Origin of the sequence: Streptomyces phyllanthi (assembly GCF_009377205.1) — a bacterium.
Classification (GTDB): domain Bacteria; phylum Actinomycetota; class Actinomycetes; order Streptomycetales; family Streptomycetaceae; genus Streptomyces; species Streptomyces phyllanthi.
Map to the genome: position 1 here is coordinate 1 of NZ_VJZE01000197.1, position 15,315 is coordinate 15,315.

General features: G+C 70.1%; 14 protein-coding genes and 2 riboswitches. Of the genes, 4 read left to right on the forward strand and 10 right to left on the reverse strand.

The window, feature by feature from the left end; genetic code table 11:
* The 10 genes from FNH04_RS47875 to FNH04_RS25125 form a co-directional block, all read right to left on the reverse strand.
* Positions 1 to 347, reverse strand: a 347-nt coding sequence (locus FNH04_RS47875; RefSeq protein ID WP_228031609.1) for a hypothetical protein, incomplete at its 3' end; no start/stop codon positions are given.
* Positions 348 to 525: 178 nt separating this feature from the next.
* Positions 526 to 1,371, reverse strand: a complete 846-nt coding sequence (locus tag FNH04_RS25080) for a thioesterase family protein (RefSeq protein ID WP_228031610.1) — start codon at positions 1,369 to 1,371, stop codon at positions 526 to 528.
* A gap of 290 nt (positions 1,372 to 1,661) precedes the next feature.
* A complete protein-coding gene (locus FNH04_RS25085; RefSeq protein WP_152787933.1) occupies positions 1,662 to 2,795 on the reverse strand; it encodes an ABC transporter ATP-binding protein in 1,134 nt (377 codons plus the stop codon).
* Positions 2,792 to 3,871 carry an ABC transporter ATP-binding protein gene (locus tag FNH04_RS25090; protein WP_152787935.1) on the reverse strand — a complete coding sequence of 360 codons (1,080 nt, stop codon included), beginning with the start codon at positions 3,869 to 3,871 and terminating at the stop codon, positions 2,792 to 2,794. Before FNH04_RS25090 ends, FNH04_RS25085 begins: the two co-directional genes overlap by 4 nt.
* Positions 3,872 to 3,878: 7 nt before the next feature.
* On the reverse strand, positions 3,879 to 4,841 hold the full coding sequence (locus FNH04_RS25095; RefSeq protein WP_152787936.1) for an ABC transporter permease: 963 nt from the start codon (positions 4,839 to 4,841) through the stop codon (positions 3,879 to 3,881).
* A 1-nt stretch (position 4,842) separates the two neighbouring features.
* Positions 4,843 to 5,847: an ABC transporter permease gene (locus tag FNH04_RS25100; protein ID WP_322723797.1), complete on the reverse strand. Its 1,005-nt coding sequence runs from the start codon at positions 5,845 to 5,847 to the stop codon at positions 4,843 to 4,845.
* Positions 5,848 to 5,938: 91 nt separating this feature from the next.
* Positions 5,939 to 7,606 carry an ABC transporter substrate-binding protein gene (locus FNH04_RS25105; RefSeq protein ID WP_152787938.1) on the reverse strand — a complete coding sequence of 556 codons (1,668 nt, stop codon included), beginning with the start codon at positions 7,604 to 7,606 and terminating at the stop codon, positions 5,939 to 5,941.
* 442 nt (positions 7,607 to 8,048) lie between these two features.
* A complete protein-coding gene (locus FNH04_RS25115; protein ID WP_322723799.1) occupies positions 8,049 to 8,837 on the reverse strand; it encodes an enhanced serine sensitivity protein SseB C-terminal domain-containing protein in 789 nt (262 codons plus the stop codon).
* Positions 8,838 to 9,030: 193 nt separating this feature from the next.
* Entirely contained in the window at positions 9,031 to 9,807 is a 777-nt protein-coding gene (locus FNH04_RS25120; protein WP_152787940.1) for an enhanced serine sensitivity protein SseB, read from the reverse strand.
* A 159-nt stretch (positions 9,808 to 9,966) separates the two neighbouring features.
* Entirely contained in the window at positions 9,967 to 10,635 is a 669-nt protein-coding gene (locus FNH04_RS25125) for an AAA family ATPase (RefSeq protein WP_322723802.1), read from the reverse strand.
* A gap of 216 nt (positions 10,636 to 10,851) precedes the next feature.
* Positions 10,852 to 10,968, forward strand: a riboswitch (glycine riboswitch).
* Positions 10,969 to 11,095: riboswitch (glycine riboswitch) on the forward strand.
* A 35-nt stretch (positions 11,096 to 11,130) separates the two neighbouring features.
* Here FNH04_RS25125 and gcvT point away from each other — a divergent pair.
* From gcvT to FNH04_RS25145, 4 genes are all read left to right on the forward strand, one after another.
* The gene (gene gcvT, locus FNH04_RS25130; RefSeq protein WP_152787942.1) at positions 11,131 to 12,249 is read left to right on the forward strand and encodes a glycine cleavage system aminomethyltransferase GcvT; all 1,119 of its coding nucleotides are present in this window, start codon (positions 11,131 to 11,133) and stop codon (positions 12,247 to 12,249) included.
* Positions 12,250 to 12,437: 188 nt separating this feature from the next.
* Entirely contained in the window at positions 12,438 to 12,818 is a 381-nt protein-coding gene (gene gcvH, locus FNH04_RS25135; RefSeq protein ID WP_152787944.1) for a glycine cleavage system protein GcvH, read from the forward strand.
* A gap of 22 nt (positions 12,819 to 12,840) precedes the next feature.
* Complete coding sequence (gene glyA, locus FNH04_RS25140) at positions 12,841 to 14,121, forward strand: serine hydroxymethyltransferase (RefSeq protein ID WP_152787954.1); 1,281 nt, start codon at positions 12,841 to 12,843, stop codon at positions 14,119 to 14,121.
* A 153-nt stretch (positions 14,122 to 14,274) separates the two neighbouring features.
* Positions 14,275 to 15,315: L-serine ammonia-lyase (locus FNH04_RS25145; RefSeq protein WP_322723804.1), on the forward strand; the 1,041-nt coding region annotated here is incomplete at its 3' end.

Here is a 15,315-nt window from a genome sequence, read left to right on the forward strand (position 1 = left end):
CCGCCGGGGCCACCACCCTGACCGCCGCCGCCAGGACCACCGCTGGGAGCACCGGAGGGCATCCCCGAAGGCGCCCCGGACGGCGCCGCACCCGTCGGCGCGCCGGAAGGAGCCCCGGACGGGGCGCCCGACGGAGCACCCGAGGGCGCACCGGACGGCGGCTGGCAGCTCTGCTGGGAGGAATTGCCGCTGTTCGAGTTCGAGGAGGAGGACGACGAGTCGCCGGAGCCGCATGCCGTCAGCAGCAGAGGGGTGGCCGCTAGCAGGGCCACGGCGGGAACGAGACGCACACGCTTCATGAGAGACATCTCCAGGAAGATGAGGAAGACCGAGGTGCGGGCATGCAACCAACGCTCCTTGGGGCTTCCGTTGGTCTCCCCTGTGCCCCGCCTGTGCGACTGGCGGAGCCGCCCCTCGTCACCCCACCTGAGCTGCGCGTTCACCTCTCCTTCGCAACTCGGCTCTGGTACAGCCCCGTGACAGAAGCGGCCGCCGCGGCCGGATCGGCGCGCGCCCGAGACCTCCTCAGCCCTGCCCGACCCGGGCCAGCTGCCGGGACTGGGCGACCAGCCGGTCCGCGCTGTCCCAGACCTCGGCGTCCTCCTCCAGGAAGCCGCCGGCGAGGTTGCGGGTGGTGATCGCCACCCGGAGCGGGCCCGGCACCGGGCGGGACCGCACGTGCACCGTGAGTTCGACCGTCGGCACCCATCCGATGATGCCCAGCTCGAAGGCGGTCGGGGGCAGCGCGTCGACGGCGAGGAGCAGGGCGAGAGGATCCGCGTCCCGGCCGTCCGCGAGGCCGAACCACGCCCGCATCTCGCCCTTCCCGGAAGGCGCGCCGACCGCCCAGCCGACCGTCGCGGGGTCGAGCCTGAGCATCAGCCGGTCGATGATGGCGGAGCTGCCGGAGACGGGGGCGGGGCCGTCCTGCGGGCCGAGGCACTGGGCGATGGGCGGGATGGCGGGCGGCTTCGCCGTCGTACGGATCTCGTCGGGCAGGGAGTCCAGATCGCCGTACGAGGCGAGGACGCGCATCCGTTCGACCTCGCGGCCGTCCTCGTCGTACTGGAACAGCGACGCCTGGCCGGTGGAGAGGGTGCGGCCGGTGCGGACGACGTCCGTGCGGATCACCGCGGGGCCCGGCTCGGACGCCGTCAGATAGTGCGCGGAGATCGTGAACGGGTCGGAGTGCGGCAGGGCGTCCGCGAGGGCGCGGCCCAGTACGGCGAGCAGATAGCCGCCGTTGACGGCGTTGATGATCGTCCATCCGGCGGAGAGGTCGATGTCGTAGACACCCTCGCCGCGCCGTGTGACGGCGGTGTCGCGGTCGAACTCGCTGTCGCCGATGGTTGCCTGGAGTACCTGAGCCATGCCGGTACGGTACAACAGGAAATTACTAAGCAGTAGCTTTATCGGCAGCCGCAGACCTCCGGGGCCAGGCGCGCGGCGCATGGGCCAGGCCTTCGTCGTACCCGAGACACAGAACAAGCCCGAGTCCGGCCGCGTCGAAGACGTTCACCCCGGTCTGGATGCCAGGTGCCGGGGAGACCGGGGCCGTTGACCTGGCCCCGGTCTCGCCACAACTGCCGCGCCGAGGCACGGATGCCGGCCGGTCCTCGCCGCTCTCGGCTTCGCTCAGCAGTGCACGGCAGCCCTGCTCCCTATTCCTTGCCGACGGCCTCTTCGGCCCCCGGCCCGGCGCCGGCAGCCGCGCCGACCCCGGCCTCGGCGGGGACGGCCGCGTCCACCGGTCGCTGTTCCCCGGCGGCCCGCGGCGCGGTGGCGGACTGCCTCGGCCCGATCGTTCCGTCCGCGATCTCGGCAGCGTAGTGGCAGGCCACCCGATGCCCGCCGCCGATGTCCCTCAGTTCGGGCCGTTCCGTGGCGCACCGCGTCTCCTGTTTCCACGGGCACCGGGTGTGGAAGCGGCAGCCCGTCGGCGGGTTCGCGGGCGAGGGCAGATCGCCCTGGAGCAGGATCCGCTCCCGGTTGTCCTCGACGTCCGGGTCCGGCACCGGCACCGCCGACATCAGAGCCCGTGTGTACGGATGCCGCGGCTCGGCGTACAAGGTGTCGCTGGGAGCCTCTTCCACCAGGGAGCCCAGGTACATCACCCCGATGACATCGGAGATGTGCCGTACGACGGCCAGATCATGGGCGATGACCAGATAGGTGAGGCCCAGGGACTCCTGGAGTTCCTCCAGGAGGTTGATCACCTGGGCCTGGATGGAGACGTCCAGCGCGGAGACCGGCTCGTCGCAGATGATCACGTCGGGTTCCAGCACCAGGGCGCGGGCGATGCCGATGCGCTGCCGCTGACCACCGGAGAACTCGTGGGGGTAGCGGGAGAGGGCGTTGGCGGGCAGGCCGACCCGGGCGAGGACCTCCTTGATCTTCGCCCGGCGCTCCTCGCTGTCGGCACCGATGCCGTGCGCGGCCATGCCCTCGGCGAGGATCGACTCGATGTTCTGCCGCGGGTTGAGGGAGCCGAGCGGATCCTGGAAGACCATCTGGAGCCGGCGGCGGACCCTCCGCATCTCCTCGCCGCTGAGCTTCGCCAGGTTCGTGCCGTCCAGCACGACCTCGCCCTCGGTGATGTCGACCAGCCGCAGCACGGCCCGGCCGAGGGTGGTCTTGCCGCAGCCGGACTCGCCCACGAGACCGTAGGTCCGGCCCGCCTCCACCTTCAGTGAGACACCGTCCACGGCGTACACATGACCCACCGTACGGTCGAAGAGGACGCCCTTCCTGACCGGGAAGTGGACCTTCACTCCGTCGAGTTCGAGCAGGCTCATGCCGGGACCTCCTCGGTCGGCGTGTCCGGGGCTGAGGGCTCGTCCGAGGACCCTGATGCCGTGTCGGATTCGGCGGTGACGACGGGCGGTGCCTCGGGGTCCGCCATGATCGGGTTCACGCAGCGCACCTGGTGGCCTGCCGCCCGCGGTTCGGCCAGCTCGGGCGTGCCGGTCAGGCACTCCATCGTGTAGTGATCGCAGCGGGGAGCGAAGGCGCAGCCGTCGGCCCAGGCGATCTGGTCGTTGATGGAGCCCCGGATGGGGGTGAGCGGGGTGCCGCGCGGGGCGTCCAGCCGGGGGATGGAACCGAGCAGCCCGTTCGCGTAGGGGTGCGTGGGATGCGCGAACAGCTCCCGCCGCCCGGTGGACTCCACAACCTTGCCCGCGTACAGCACGTTCACCTGGTCGCACAGCCCGGCGACGACCCCCAGGTCATGGGTGATCATCAGCAGGGCGGTGCCCTGCTGATCCACCAGTTCCTTGAGCAGTTCCAGGATCTGCGCCTGGATGGTCACGTCGAGGGCCGTGGTCGGCTCGTCGGCGATCAGCAGCCGGGGGGCGCAGGCGACCGCCATGGCGATGAGGGCGCGCTGCCGCATACCGCCGGAGAGCTGGTGCGGGTACTCCTTGAGCCGTCGGTCCGGGTCCGGGATACCGACGCGGTCCAGCAGGTGGGCGGCTTCCTTGCGCGCGGCCTCTCCCTTCATGCCCCGGTGCCGGGCCAGGATCTCGGTGACCTGGATCCCGATGGGCACCACCGGGTTCAGGGAGGACAGCGGGTCCTGGAAGATCATGGCGATCTTCCTGCCGCGCATGTCCCGCATCCGGCTGGGGGCGAGGGTCAGCAGGTCGGTGCCGTCGAAGTCGGCCCGGCCTCCGGTGCGTACGCCCTTCTTCGGCAGCAGGCCCATCAGGGCGAGGGAGGTGACGGACTTGCCGCAGCCCGACTCGCCGACCAGGCCGACGACCTGGCCCTGGTCGACGTCAAAGGAGACGCCGTTGACGGCCTTGGACTCCTTGCGGCCCCGACCGCCGCCGAAGGTGACGGTGAGTTCGTCCACGGAGAGCAGTGGCATGACGGCATCAACCTCGCAGCTTCGGGTCGAGGGCTTCGCGCATGGCCTCACCGAGCAGGGTGAACCCCAGGGCCGTGATGATGATGCCCACCGCCGGATAGACCGACATCATCGGTGCGTTGTCGAAGAATCGCTGTGCCTGGGACAGCATGACGCCCCATTCGGGGACCGCGGGGTCCGGGTTGCCGAGCCCGAGGTAGGACAGGGCGGCGGCCTCGATGATCGCGGTGGCGAGGCTCAGGGTCGCCTGGACGATCACAGGGCTGAGCGAGTTGGGCAGGATCTGGGTGAGCACGATCCGGCGCCTGCGCACGCCCAGGGCACGGGCCGCCAGGACGTAGTCGGAGCCGCCCTGGGCGAGCATCGAGCCGCGCAGCAGACGGGCGAAGACCGGCACCTGGACCACGCCGACGGCGATCATCACGGTGGTCAGGGACTGGCCCATGACGGCGGCGATGGAGACGGCCAGCAGCAGCGAGGGCAGCGCCAGCAGCATGTCGGTGACGCGCATGACGAAGGAGTCGAGCCGCTTGCCGGACGCGCCGCCCAGGGTGGCGGCGGCGCCGGAGAGGGCGCCGACGAGCGCGCCCACGACCAGGCCGATGAGCATGGAGACGACACCTACGAGCAGGGTCTGCCGGGCCCCGACGAGCATCCGGGAGAACTCGTCGCGGCCCAGGTGGTCCAGGCCGAACCAGTTCTCGCCGCGGGGCCCGACGAACCTGCCCTGGTTGGGGAAGACCTCGCCCCGCCAGGCCTGCTCGGTGGGCCCGTACGGGGCGATCCACGGACCGATGACCGCGAGTACGACGAAGACGGCGATGATGACGGCACCGATGACGGCCATCTTGCTGGCGCGGAGCCGGCGGAACGCCTCCCGCCACAGGCTGGCGCCGCCGTGGGCCTCCTGCTGGGCGGTGAGTTCCGCGAGCCGGTCGATCTTGTCGGCCCGTGTGGTGGTGGAGGCCATGTCAGTGCACCCGCACTCTCGGGTCGATGAGGCTGTACGCCAGGTCCACGAACAGGTTGATCAGGACGTACACCATCGCGATGAACATGATGAAGCCGACCAGTACCGGGTAGTCGCGGGCGTCGATCGCCGTGCGGATGAAGGAGCCGATGCCGCCGAAGGAGAAGACCGACTCGGTGAGCACCGCTCCGGAGAGCAGGCTGCCGGTGAGCAGGCCGACCGCGGTGACGACCGGCAGCAGGGCGTTGCGCAGGATGTGCCGGACGCGCACCACCCGCTGCTCCAGGCCCTTGGACTCGGCGGTGCGGATGTAGTCCTCGCCCAGCACCTCCAGCACGCTGGCCCTGGTCATGCGGACGATGACCGCGAGCGGAATGGAGGCGAGGGTGACGGCGGGCAGCACCAGGTGCGTGATGGCGTCCCAGGAGGCGTCGAACTCGCCGGTGAGGATGCCGTCCAGGATGGCGAAGCCGGTGACCTCGGTGGCGTCGATGCCGGTGGACTGGCGGCCGTAGCTGGGGAAGACACCCAGGTTGACGGCGAAGATGCCCTTGAGGATGAGGGCGAGGAAGAAGACCGGGACGCAGATGCCCAGCAGGGAGCCGGAGACCGCGGTGACGTCCAGCCAGCCGCCGCGGCGCCGGGCCGCGAAGTAGCCGAGCGGGATGCCGACCGCGATGGCGATGAGCATGGCCGCGATGGAGAGCTCCACCGTGGCGGGGAAGCGGAGCGTGAACTCCTCCCACACCGGCTGGCCGGTCTGTGTGGAGGTGCCCAGGTCGAGCTGAACGACACGCTTGAGGAAGCGTCCGTACTGAACCCACACGGGCTGGTCGAGGCCCAGGGCCCTGTTGATACGTGCTACTTCGGCTTCGGTAGCCCGCTCGCCCAGGATCGCTGAGGCGGGTCCGCCGGGCAGCCGGTTCAGCCACAGGAACAGCAGAACCGACAGGCCGAGCAGGGTGGGAATGAGCTGGAGCAGTCGTCGTACGACGAGTCGCAACACCCCGCGTGCCCCTTTCTGACTAGGTCGTGGTGCGGGTCCGCCCGGCCGCGGGTGGATCGGGGCGGCCGGGCGGACCCTGCGTGATGCGCGATTACTTGAAGGAGACCTCGGCGAAGTTCTCCTGCGTCAGCGGGGAGACCTTCGGCGGGTTGACGTTCTTGGCGAACGCGATGGCCGGCGGCGAGGAGGAGATCGGGACACCCGGCAGGTAGTCCATGATGACCTCGTTGGCCTTCTTGTAGGCCTCGACGCGGGCGGCCGGGTCGGTCTCCTTGGAAGCGGCGTTCACCGCGTCGAAGACCTTGTCCTCCTTGAAGCCCCACTGCTTGTCGTACCCGGCGAACCAGGTGCCGATGAAGTTGAAGCCGTCGTTGAAGTCACCGGTCCAGCCCAGCATGTGCAGGGCGCAGGAGCCGGCCTCGGTGGCGTCCAGGTAGTCCGGGGCCCACTTCATGGGCTTCGGGGTGACCGTGATGCCGGCCTTCTCCAGGTCGGACTTCATCAGCTCGAACATGTCCTGCGGCGCGGGCATGTACGGACGGGTGACCTCGGTCGGGTAGCAGAACTCGACCTTGAGGTTGCTCTCCCCGGCGTCCTTGAGGAGCTGCTTGGCCTTGGCCGTGTCGAACGGGTAGGTCTTCACGTTCTCCGAGAAGCCGGCGACCGTGTCGGGCATGAACTGCGTCGCGACCTTGCCGCCCTCGGGGAGCTGGGTCTTGACGAGGTTCTCGCGGTCGAGGGCGTGCGCGATGGCCTGGCGCACCTCGGACTTCTGCAGCGCCTTGTTCTTCTCCTGGGTCATGCCCACGTAGAAGAGGTTGAAGACGTCACGGGTAGGAACCTGGAAGCCCTCGTCCTCAAGGGTCTTGATGTCCGCGGGGGCGACCAGGTCGTAGCCGTCGATGTCACCGGCCTGAAGGGCCTGGCGACGACCGTCCTCGGTGTCGATGGTGCGGAAGACGAGCTTGTCGACGCCGGCCTTCTTGCCCCAGTAGTCGTCGAAGCGCTCGAGGGTGACTTCCTTGTTGCCCTTGTTCCACTTGGTGATCCGGAACGGGCCGGTTCCGGCCACCGTGCCGGCCTGCTGGCTGTACTTGGGGTACGTGATGGCGTCGCCCTTGGCGGTCGCCTCCTGCTTCTCGTACTCCTTGATGGCCTTCGGCGAGTGAATCGCCAGGGCCTGGAGGGAGAAGCCGCCCGGCAGGTTGGCGGAGGGCTCGTTGACCTCGATGACGGCGGTGTTCTCGTCCTTCGCGGTGCAGGACTTGTAGTTCGCCTCGGGCGCTTCCTTGTCCTCGTTCTTCGCGAAGCCCCCCATGATGGTCTGCCAGTAGTAGGAGACCGCGCTGGACTGGTAGGTGCCCGTCCAGTTGAACCAGTGGTCGTAGTTCGCGCAGACCGCCTCGGCGTTGAAGGTCTCGCCGTCGTGGAACTTCACGTCCTTGCGGAGGTTGAAGGTCCAGACGGTGCCCGCGTCGTTGCTCTCCCAGGACTCGGCGAGGCCGCCGACCAGCTTGGAACCGCCGGGCTCGTGCTCCAGGAGCGCCTCGAATGCCTGGCGGGTGACACGGAACGTTTCGCCATCGCTGGCCAGTGCGGGGTCGAGTGACGCCGGGTCACCCGCGCCACCGAAGACGAACGTGTCGCCCGCCTCACTGTCGCCTTCTTTGCCGCGCTCGCTGGAGCAGCCGGCCGCGAGCAGCGCGACCGCGGCGGCAGCCGTGACCGCACGTGCGGTACGACTTCTGATTATTCGCATGGTCCACCCCTGAATTCGGCAGCGCCGAGCATCATGAACTCGCCGAACCCTACAGTCACCGCTCAGCATCCAGAACGTTCCGGATAGCGGTGATACACAGCTGATACCCAGCAGTACGGCAGCCGGGGGTCCACAATGCGGACACAATGTTACCTACTGGTTCACTCCCACCGGGGGAAGTGACGGTGCATCAACTCGGTGTGACGGTGGAAAGTTGGGCGCTCAACTCCCACGAACGCTCCGAAGCGGCAGGCCTCGCGGTCACAAGGAGGGGCGGTAGCTGACGCGCAGCCACATCACGACCGGGTCGAACTCGTCGGACATGGCCACGGTCGACACGGGCAGCCCGTCCGGAACGGCGCCGATGGACTGCCGCATCATCGCCCGCACCGAGTACGGGCACACCGTGAAGGCGTTACGGAGGCGCCGAAGCGGCCGGCGGTCAGTACCCGCCCGGGTAGCCGAACCCGCCCGCCACGGGAGCCTGGGCCGGGGCGGCGTGGGCCTCACGGTCGTAGAAGGGGCGGGCGTTGGCGCGCAGCCACATCACGACCGGGTCGAACTCGTCGGACATGGCCACGGTCGACACGGGCAGCCCGTCCGGAACGGCGCCGATGGACTGCTGCATCATCGCCCGCACCGAGTCCACGGCCGGCGGCGAGGTGTCGTACACGTCGAGCCCGACGGCCAGGTACGGCGCGCCGAGCGCGGGCTGCACCCAGGCGCGGCGCAGGGAGCGGACGGCGGGGGTGCGGTGCGCGTTCTGCGTGAGCAGTGCGTAGAACTGCGGGATCTCGATGCCCGGTTCGGAGAGCCGGAGCGGGCCCGCGGGCTGGCGCTCCAGTCCGGTGGCGATCCGGCGCAGGTCGAGCCAGGGGATACCGACACCGCCACCCGGCGCGTGCGGGTTCAGCCACAGGCCGTAGTGGTCGGGATAGAGGGTGCGGGCCACGTCCAGGCCGTCGACCACCTCGTAACTGCGGTTCCAGCCACTGGCCGAGAGCTCCTGGGCGGAGGTGACACACGGTGCGTAGCCGTGGCCGTCCACTTCCATGTTCCCGTACTGGGCGTCCGGAGAACCGGCCTGGCCGTGCCACAGCAGCATCCAGACCTGGCCGGAGGACGGCGCCGCGAGCGCGCGCAGCAGCGCCTCATAGGCGTCGTAGCGCCCGGGCGTCACCTGGCGCAGCATGTGCTCGACCTGCCCGGCCGCGATGCCGCTGGCGCTCACCTGTACCGCCCTCTCGAGAAAGTCCTGAACGTGGATATGAAACCAGCTTAGAGGTGGCTGTGCGGACAGCGACCGCCCCGGAGCCCGGGGCTTGCCGCCGCCCGCTGTCACCCGGCGACCGCAGGTCCGCGATGGTTGTTCTCAGGCACGCAACGAGCCGCACATAGTGGCACGGCCCCGCGGGGGCGCGCCCTCAGTGACCGTACTGATAAAAGGGCCGCACCCGCTCTCGCATCCAGTCCCCCACCGGATCCTGCGCCACGTCCAGGAACACCGTGTTCACCGCGTATCCCATCGGGGACTTCGCCAGTGCGCGGCCCAGCGCCTCCAGCGGGAGGGCGCGGTCCGCCTCCCAGGACATCAGCTCGACCCCGATGAACATCACGGGCTCGGCGGTCTCGATGGCGGCCAGGCAGCGGCGGGCGGTGAGCACGGCTCCGGTCCCGGCGAACTCGGCGGAGGCCGCGGCGAGGAAGTCCACGGGGTCGTCCTGCCAGTCCGGCTCGAACAGTCGTACGCGCCCTCCGCTCGCCCCGCCGTCCAGCGGGGTCCGCCCGGCCCGGCACAGCTGGGCCACGGCGGGCGGCGGCAGCGGCACACCGACCACGCCGTCCGGGTTCACCACGATGCCGACCTGCGGCGGAAGCCCGCGCGCGAACTCGACGGCGGGCGCCACCGTGTACGACATATGGCTGCCGGCGACCTGGCGGAGCTGTTCCTCGGAGCTGAAGACAGGGACGTACGCCTGCCCCTCGATCTCCATCGACGGGAGGCTGAGGGAACCGCTGTGCGGGCCGCCGCCCTCGGGCAGGGGCACCCAGAGGAAACTGCGGCCGAGGACCTCCACGATCCGTCCGCCCGCGCTCGGCTGCCCGAGGGACGCCGAGAGCACCTCCTCCAGCTCGTTACCGGGCCACCCACCGTGCCCGTGGGGGTGCGCCTGTGCGGGGAAGTCCGCCGGGAAGTCCATCGCCTGCCTACCGCTTTGCTCCGTGTCGCTGCCGTGTCTGAACCCTAAAGGGGTGTGGGGAACCGCGCGACCAGCCACCGGCTCCTCGCGGTTCCCCGACGACGTCACGGGGCCGTCACCCGCCGGGGGATCCGGGGCGCAGCCCCGGAAGGAGCCCGGTCAGTCGAGGAAGTCGATCCTCTTCAGGACGTCCGCCGCCGCCCGGTCCACCAGCACCGCCGACCCGCACCCGTCCGGCAGCCGCCCCTTCTCCACCGCCCGCAGCAACCGCGCCATGGCACCGCGGTGCCGGGCGAAGGCGTAGTGGGAGACCCCGCGGCCACGCTCGCGCTGACCCTCACGGGCCTCCGCCGGAGTGACGTCGAGGAGCAGCAGGTGCAGCATGCCGCCCCGGCGCCGGGCCTCGCGGGCGAGCCAGCCGCGCACCCAGGCCTGCGTACCGCAGTCGTGCACGACGACTCCGGTGCCGGAGCGCAGGGCGCGGCGCAGTCCGGCGTAGTGGGCGATCCGCACCAAGGGCCGGTAGAGGGCGTACGGCAGGAAGCGTGCCAGGCGCGCGTCCCAGCGGTCGCGGGTGTCCTGTGAGTCGATGCGCCGGCCGCTCACGGCACGCCGCATGAGGGTCGACTTGCCGCTGCCCGGGAGTCCGGTGACCACGACCAGGTCGCGGGCACCGAAGGAGAGTCCGTGGGGGCTGCGTCCCGAGCGTTCCCGCAGGTCGCGGACGACCGCCGTCGGGAAGGGGCCGCACGCCTCCCTGCCCGGGGCGGTCGGCTGCTCGGGCAGCGCGATGCCGGAGGTCGTCGCGTACGCCGTGGTCCTCTTCACCGTGTTCGTCCTCCCCAGGGGGTATGGAGTCCCATCCCCGTTGAGTGTAAAGAGAAGGTAATTCCGGGTCTCTCGTGTTTCCGTTCTCGTACTGCCACAGCCCTGCAACAGGACGCTGTGCGTCCCCGTCGGTCCGGTGCGGTGCCTGAGTGGGGGCCCCTGCCGTGCCCGACCGATGCGTGCGATGATGTGCGCGCCAACTGCATACCGGCCGCTTGAATCCGCGCGGGAGAGTTCCCGGTGACGTGCGACATGATGTGTACGTGCCACTGGGGCGCCGAAGGAGCAAGTTCCTCCCTTGAATCTCTCAGGCCCCGTTACCGCGCGGGCGAGGCACATCTGAAAAGCGGGCCGCCTCCCGGACTCCGGGGTGCGGCTCCACCCAAGGTGCAAGCCGTGATCACCCGGTTCTCCGGTGGCCACGGCGAACCTCTCAGGTTCCGATGACAGATGGGGAGGAACGACCTCGCCTTTCATGCCCTGGGAGCAGAACCGATGAGCAGCACCCCCTTGCGTCGTACCGCGCTCGATGCCCTGCATCGCTCGCTCGGTGCGACGATGACCGACTTCGCCGGCTGGGACATGCCCCTTCGGTACGGCTCGGAGCGCGACGAGCACAACGCCGTCCGCACCGGAGCGGGCCTCTTCGACCTCTCGCACATGGGCGAGATCACGGTATCCGGACCGCAGGCCGCCGCGCTGCTGGACCACGCGCTGGTCGGCGACCTCGGGGGCGTCGCGCCGGGCCGCGCCCGCTACACCATGATCTGCCGCGAGGACGGCGGCATCCTCGACGACCTGATCGTGTACCGGCTCGCCGGGACGGAGTACCTGGTCGTCGCCAACGCCTCGAACGCCCAGGTGGTGCTGGACGCGCTGGTGGAGCGGGCCGCGGGTTTCGACGCGGAGGTGCGGGACGACAGGGACGCCTACGCGCTGATCGCCGTCCAGGGCCCCGAGTCCCCCGGCATCCTCGCCTCCCTGTCGGACGCCCGCCTGGACGGCCTGAAGTACTACGCGGGTCTGCCCGGCACCGTCGCGGGCGTCCCGGCCCTCATCGCCCGTACCGGCTACACCGGTGAGGACGGCTTCGAGCTGTTCGTGAAGCCGGAGCACGCCGTCGAGCTGTGGCAGGCGCTGACCAAGGCGGGCGAGGGCGCCGGCCTGGTCCCCTGCGGGCTGTCCTGCCGGGACACGCTGCGCCTGGAGGCGGGCATGCCGCTGTACGGCCACGAGCTCTCCACCTCGCTCACGCCCTTCGACGCGGGCCTCGGACGGGTGGTGAAGTTCGGGAAGGAGGGCGACTTCGTGGGGCGGGCGGCGCTCACCGAGGCCGCTTCCCGGGCCGCGACGAACCCTCCGCGTGTCCTCGTCGGGCTCGTCGCCGAGGGGCGTCGCGTCCCGCGCGCCGGGTACGCGGTCGTCGTCGGCGGCGAGGTGATCGGCGAGGTCACCTCGGGGGCACCCTCCCCCACCCTCGGCAGGCCGATCGCGATGGCGTACGTCGACGCCGCGCACTCCGCGCCCGGCACGCCCGGTGTCGGTGTGGACATCCGGGGCAGCCACGAACCGTACGAGGTCGTGGCGCTGCCGTTCTACAAGCGTCAGAAGTAACACTGACGTCAGAAGTGGCACTGACGCCGAAGGCGGCACTGACGCCACAGGCGGCACTGACACCACAGGCGGCACTGACGCCGAAGGTGTCACCGAGCACATCCGTGGGAGCCGGTTCGCGCTGTTCAGCCACCGTCTCCGCAGTCCCTCACTCACCAGCACTCCCCGCGTACAGGAGAAATCAGGCCATGAGCAACAACCCCCAGCAGCTGCGCTACAGCAAGGAGCACGAGTGGCTGTCGACCGCCGAGGACGGCGTCGCGACGGTCGGCATCACGGAGTTCGCGGCCAACGCGCTCGGCGACGTCGTCTACGCCCAGCTCCCCGACGTGGGCTCCACGGTGACCGCGGGCGAGACCTGTGGCGAGCTGGAGTCGACCAAGTCCGTCAGCGACCTGTACGCCCCGGTCACCGGTGAGGTCACCGAGATCAACGAGGACGTGGTCAACGACCCGTCGCTGGTCAACTCCGCCCCGTTCGAGGGCGGCTGGCTGTTCCGGGTGCGGGTCACGGAGGAGCCGTCCGACCTGCTCTCCGCCGACGAGTACGCCGCCTTCTCCGCCGGCTGAGGAGGCGCACCCCATGTCTGACATGCCCCTTCTCACCCTGCCCCTGCACGAGCTGGACCCGGACGTGGCCGCCGCCGTCGACGCCGAGCTGCACCGCCAGCAGTCCACGCTGGAGATGATCGCCTCGGAGAACTTCGCTCCGGTCGCGGTCATGGAGGCCCAGGGCTCGGTGCTGACCAACAAGTACGCCGAGGGCTACCCGGGCCGCCGCTACTACGGCGGCTGCGAACACGTCGACGTGGTCGAGCAGATCGCCATCGACCGCGTCAAGGAGCTCTTCGGCGCCGAGCACGCCAACGTCCAGCCGCACTCGGGCGCCCAGGCCAACGCGGCCGCGATGTTCGCGCTGCTCAAGCCCGGCGACACGATCATGGGCCTGAACCTCGCGCACGGCGGGCATCTGACCCACGGCATGAAGATCAACTTCTCCGGCAGGCTGTACGACGTGGTCGCCTACCACGTCGACCCGGAGACCGGTCTGGTCGACATGGCCGAGGTCGAGCGGCTCGCCAAGGAGTCCCGGCCGAAGCTGATCGTGGCCGGCTGGTCGGCGTACCCCCGGCAGCTGGACTTCGCCGCGTTCCGCCGGATCGCGGACGAGGTCGGCGCGTACCTCATGGTCGACATGGCGCACTTCGCGGGCCTGGTGGCGGCCGGGCTGCACCCCAGCCCGGTCCCGCACGCCCATGTCGTGACGACCACGACCCACAAGACGCTGGGCGGACCGCGCGGCGGTGTGATCCTGTCGACGGCCGAGCTCGCCAAGAAGATCAACTCCGCGGTCTTCCCCGGTCAGCAGGGCGGTCCGCTGGAGCATGTGATCGCGGCCAAGGCGGTCTCCTTCAAGGTCGCGGCCTCCGAGGAGTTCAAGGAGCGGCAGCGCCGCACCCTGGAGGGCGCCCGCATCCTCGCCGAGCGTCTGATGAGGGACGACGTCAGGGCGGCCGGTGTGGACGTGCTGTCGGGCGGCACCGACGTCCATCTGGTCCTGGTCGACCTGCGGAACTCCGAGCTGGACGGGCAGCAGGCCGAGGACCGCCTCCACGAGGTCGGCATCACCGTCAACCGCAACGCCGTCCCGAACGACCCGCGCCCGCCGATGGTGACCTCGGGGCTCAGGATCGGCACGCCCGCCCTGGCCACCCGCGGCTTCACGGCCGAGGACTTCGCCGAGGTCGCCGATGTCATCGCCGAGGTGCTGAAGGCGGCTTCTCCCTCCGGGAAGGCCGACGTGGAGGTGCTCAGGGCCCGGGTGACCGCGCTCGCGGAGCAGCACCCGCTGTACAGCGGCCTGAGCGGGTAGGTCACCTCTCGTCGTCCACCTCCTGTAGTCCATCTCTCGTAGTCCGCCTCCCGTAGTCCGTCGCTTCGGGGGAACCGCTTCAGGGGCACCGCGCACACTGAAGGACGAGCGCGGTGCCCGTCCCCCGCACCACCCCCGTAGTGAGGAGTCGCCGTGGCCATCTCGGTCTTCGACCTGTTCTCGATCGGTATCGGCCCGTCCAGCTCCCACACGGTCGGCCCGATGCGCGCGGCGGGCCTGTTCGCCCGCCGGCTGCGCAACGAGGAGCTGCTCCCTGCGGTGGCCTCCGTCCGCTGCGAGCTCTACGGCTCCCTGGGTGCGACGGGGCACGGGCACGGCACCCCCAAAGCGGTGCTGCTGGGACTGGAGGGCGCCTCGCCGCGCACGGTGGACGTGGAGTCGGCGGACGAACGGGTGGCGCTGATCAGGGAGTCGGGCCGGATCGGGCTGCTGGGCGACCACGAGATCGCGTTCGACTTCGACAAGGACCTGGTCCTGCACCGCCGCAAGACGCTCCCGTACCACGCGAACGGCATGACGCTGTGGGCGTACGACGCGTCGGGCGCCGAACTGCTGACGAAAACGTACTACTCCGTCGGCGGCGGCTTCGTCGTGGACGAGGAGGCGGTGGGCGCGGACCGCATCAAGCTCGACGACACGGTCCTCAAGTACCCCTTCCGCACGGGCGACGAACTGCTGCGCCTGACGAGGGAGACGGGCCTGTCCATCTCGTCCCTGATGCTGGAGAACGAGCGGTCCTGGCGCACGGAGGAGGAGATCCGTGAGGGCCTGCTGGAGATCTGGCGGGTGATGCAGGTCTGTGTGTCGCGCGGCATGTCCCGCGAGGGCATCCTGCCGGGCGGCCTGAAGGTCCGCCGCCGCGCGGCCGTCTCCGCACGACAGCTCCGCGCGGAGGGCGATCCGCTGGCCCGCTCCATGGAGTGGATCACGCTGTACGCGATGGCGGTGAACGAGGAGAACGCGGCGGGCGGCCGTGTCGTCACGGCCCCGACGAACGGCGCGGCGGGCATCATCCCGGCGGTCCTGCACTACTACATCAACTTCGTGCCGGGCGCGGACGAAGAGGGAGTCGTCCGCTTCCTGCTGGCCGCCGGCGCCGTCGGCATGCTCTTCAAGGAGAACGCCTCCATCTCCGGCGCGGAGGTCGGCTGCCAGGGTGAGGTGGGTTCGGCC

What these genes read in the sequence shown, in the direction of transcription:
- FNH04_RS25080 (WP_228031610.1), bottom strand. Translation starts at nt 1,371, where the DNA reads ATGGCTCAGGTACTCCAGGCAACCATCGGCGACAGCGAGTTCGACCGC.
- FNH04_RS25085 (WP_152787933.1), bottom strand. Translation starts at nt 2,795, where the DNA reads ATGAGCCTGCTCGAACTCGACGGAGTGAAGGTCCACTTCCCGGTCAGG.
- FNH04_RS25090 (WP_152787935.1), bottom strand. Translation starts at nt 3,871, where the DNA reads ATGCCACTGCTCTCCGTGGACGAACTCACCGTCACCTTCGGCGGCGGT.
- FNH04_RS25095 (WP_152787936.1), bottom strand. Translation starts at nt 4,841, where the DNA reads ATGGCCTCCACCACCACACGGGCCGACAAGATCGACCGGCTCGCGGAA.
- FNH04_RS25105 (WP_152787938.1), bottom strand. Translation starts at nt 7,606, where the DNA reads ATGCGAATAATCAGAAGTCGTACCGCACGTGCGGTCACGGCTGCCGCC.
- FNH04_RS25120 (WP_152787940.1), bottom strand. Translation starts at nt 9,807, where the DNA reads ATGGACTTCCCGGCGGACTTCCCCGCACAGGCGCACCCCCACGGGCAC.
- gcvT (WP_152787942.1), top strand. Translation starts at nt 11,131, where the DNA reads ATGAGCAGCACCCCCTTGCGTCGTACCGCGCTCGATGCCCTGCATCGC.
- gcvH (WP_152787944.1), top strand. Translation starts at nt 12,438, where the DNA reads ATGAGCAACAACCCCCAGCAGCTGCGCTACAGCAAGGAGCACGAGTGG.
- glyA (WP_152787954.1), top strand. Translation starts at nt 12,841, where the DNA reads ATGCCCCTTCTCACCCTGCCCCTGCACGAGCTGGACCCGGACGTGGCC.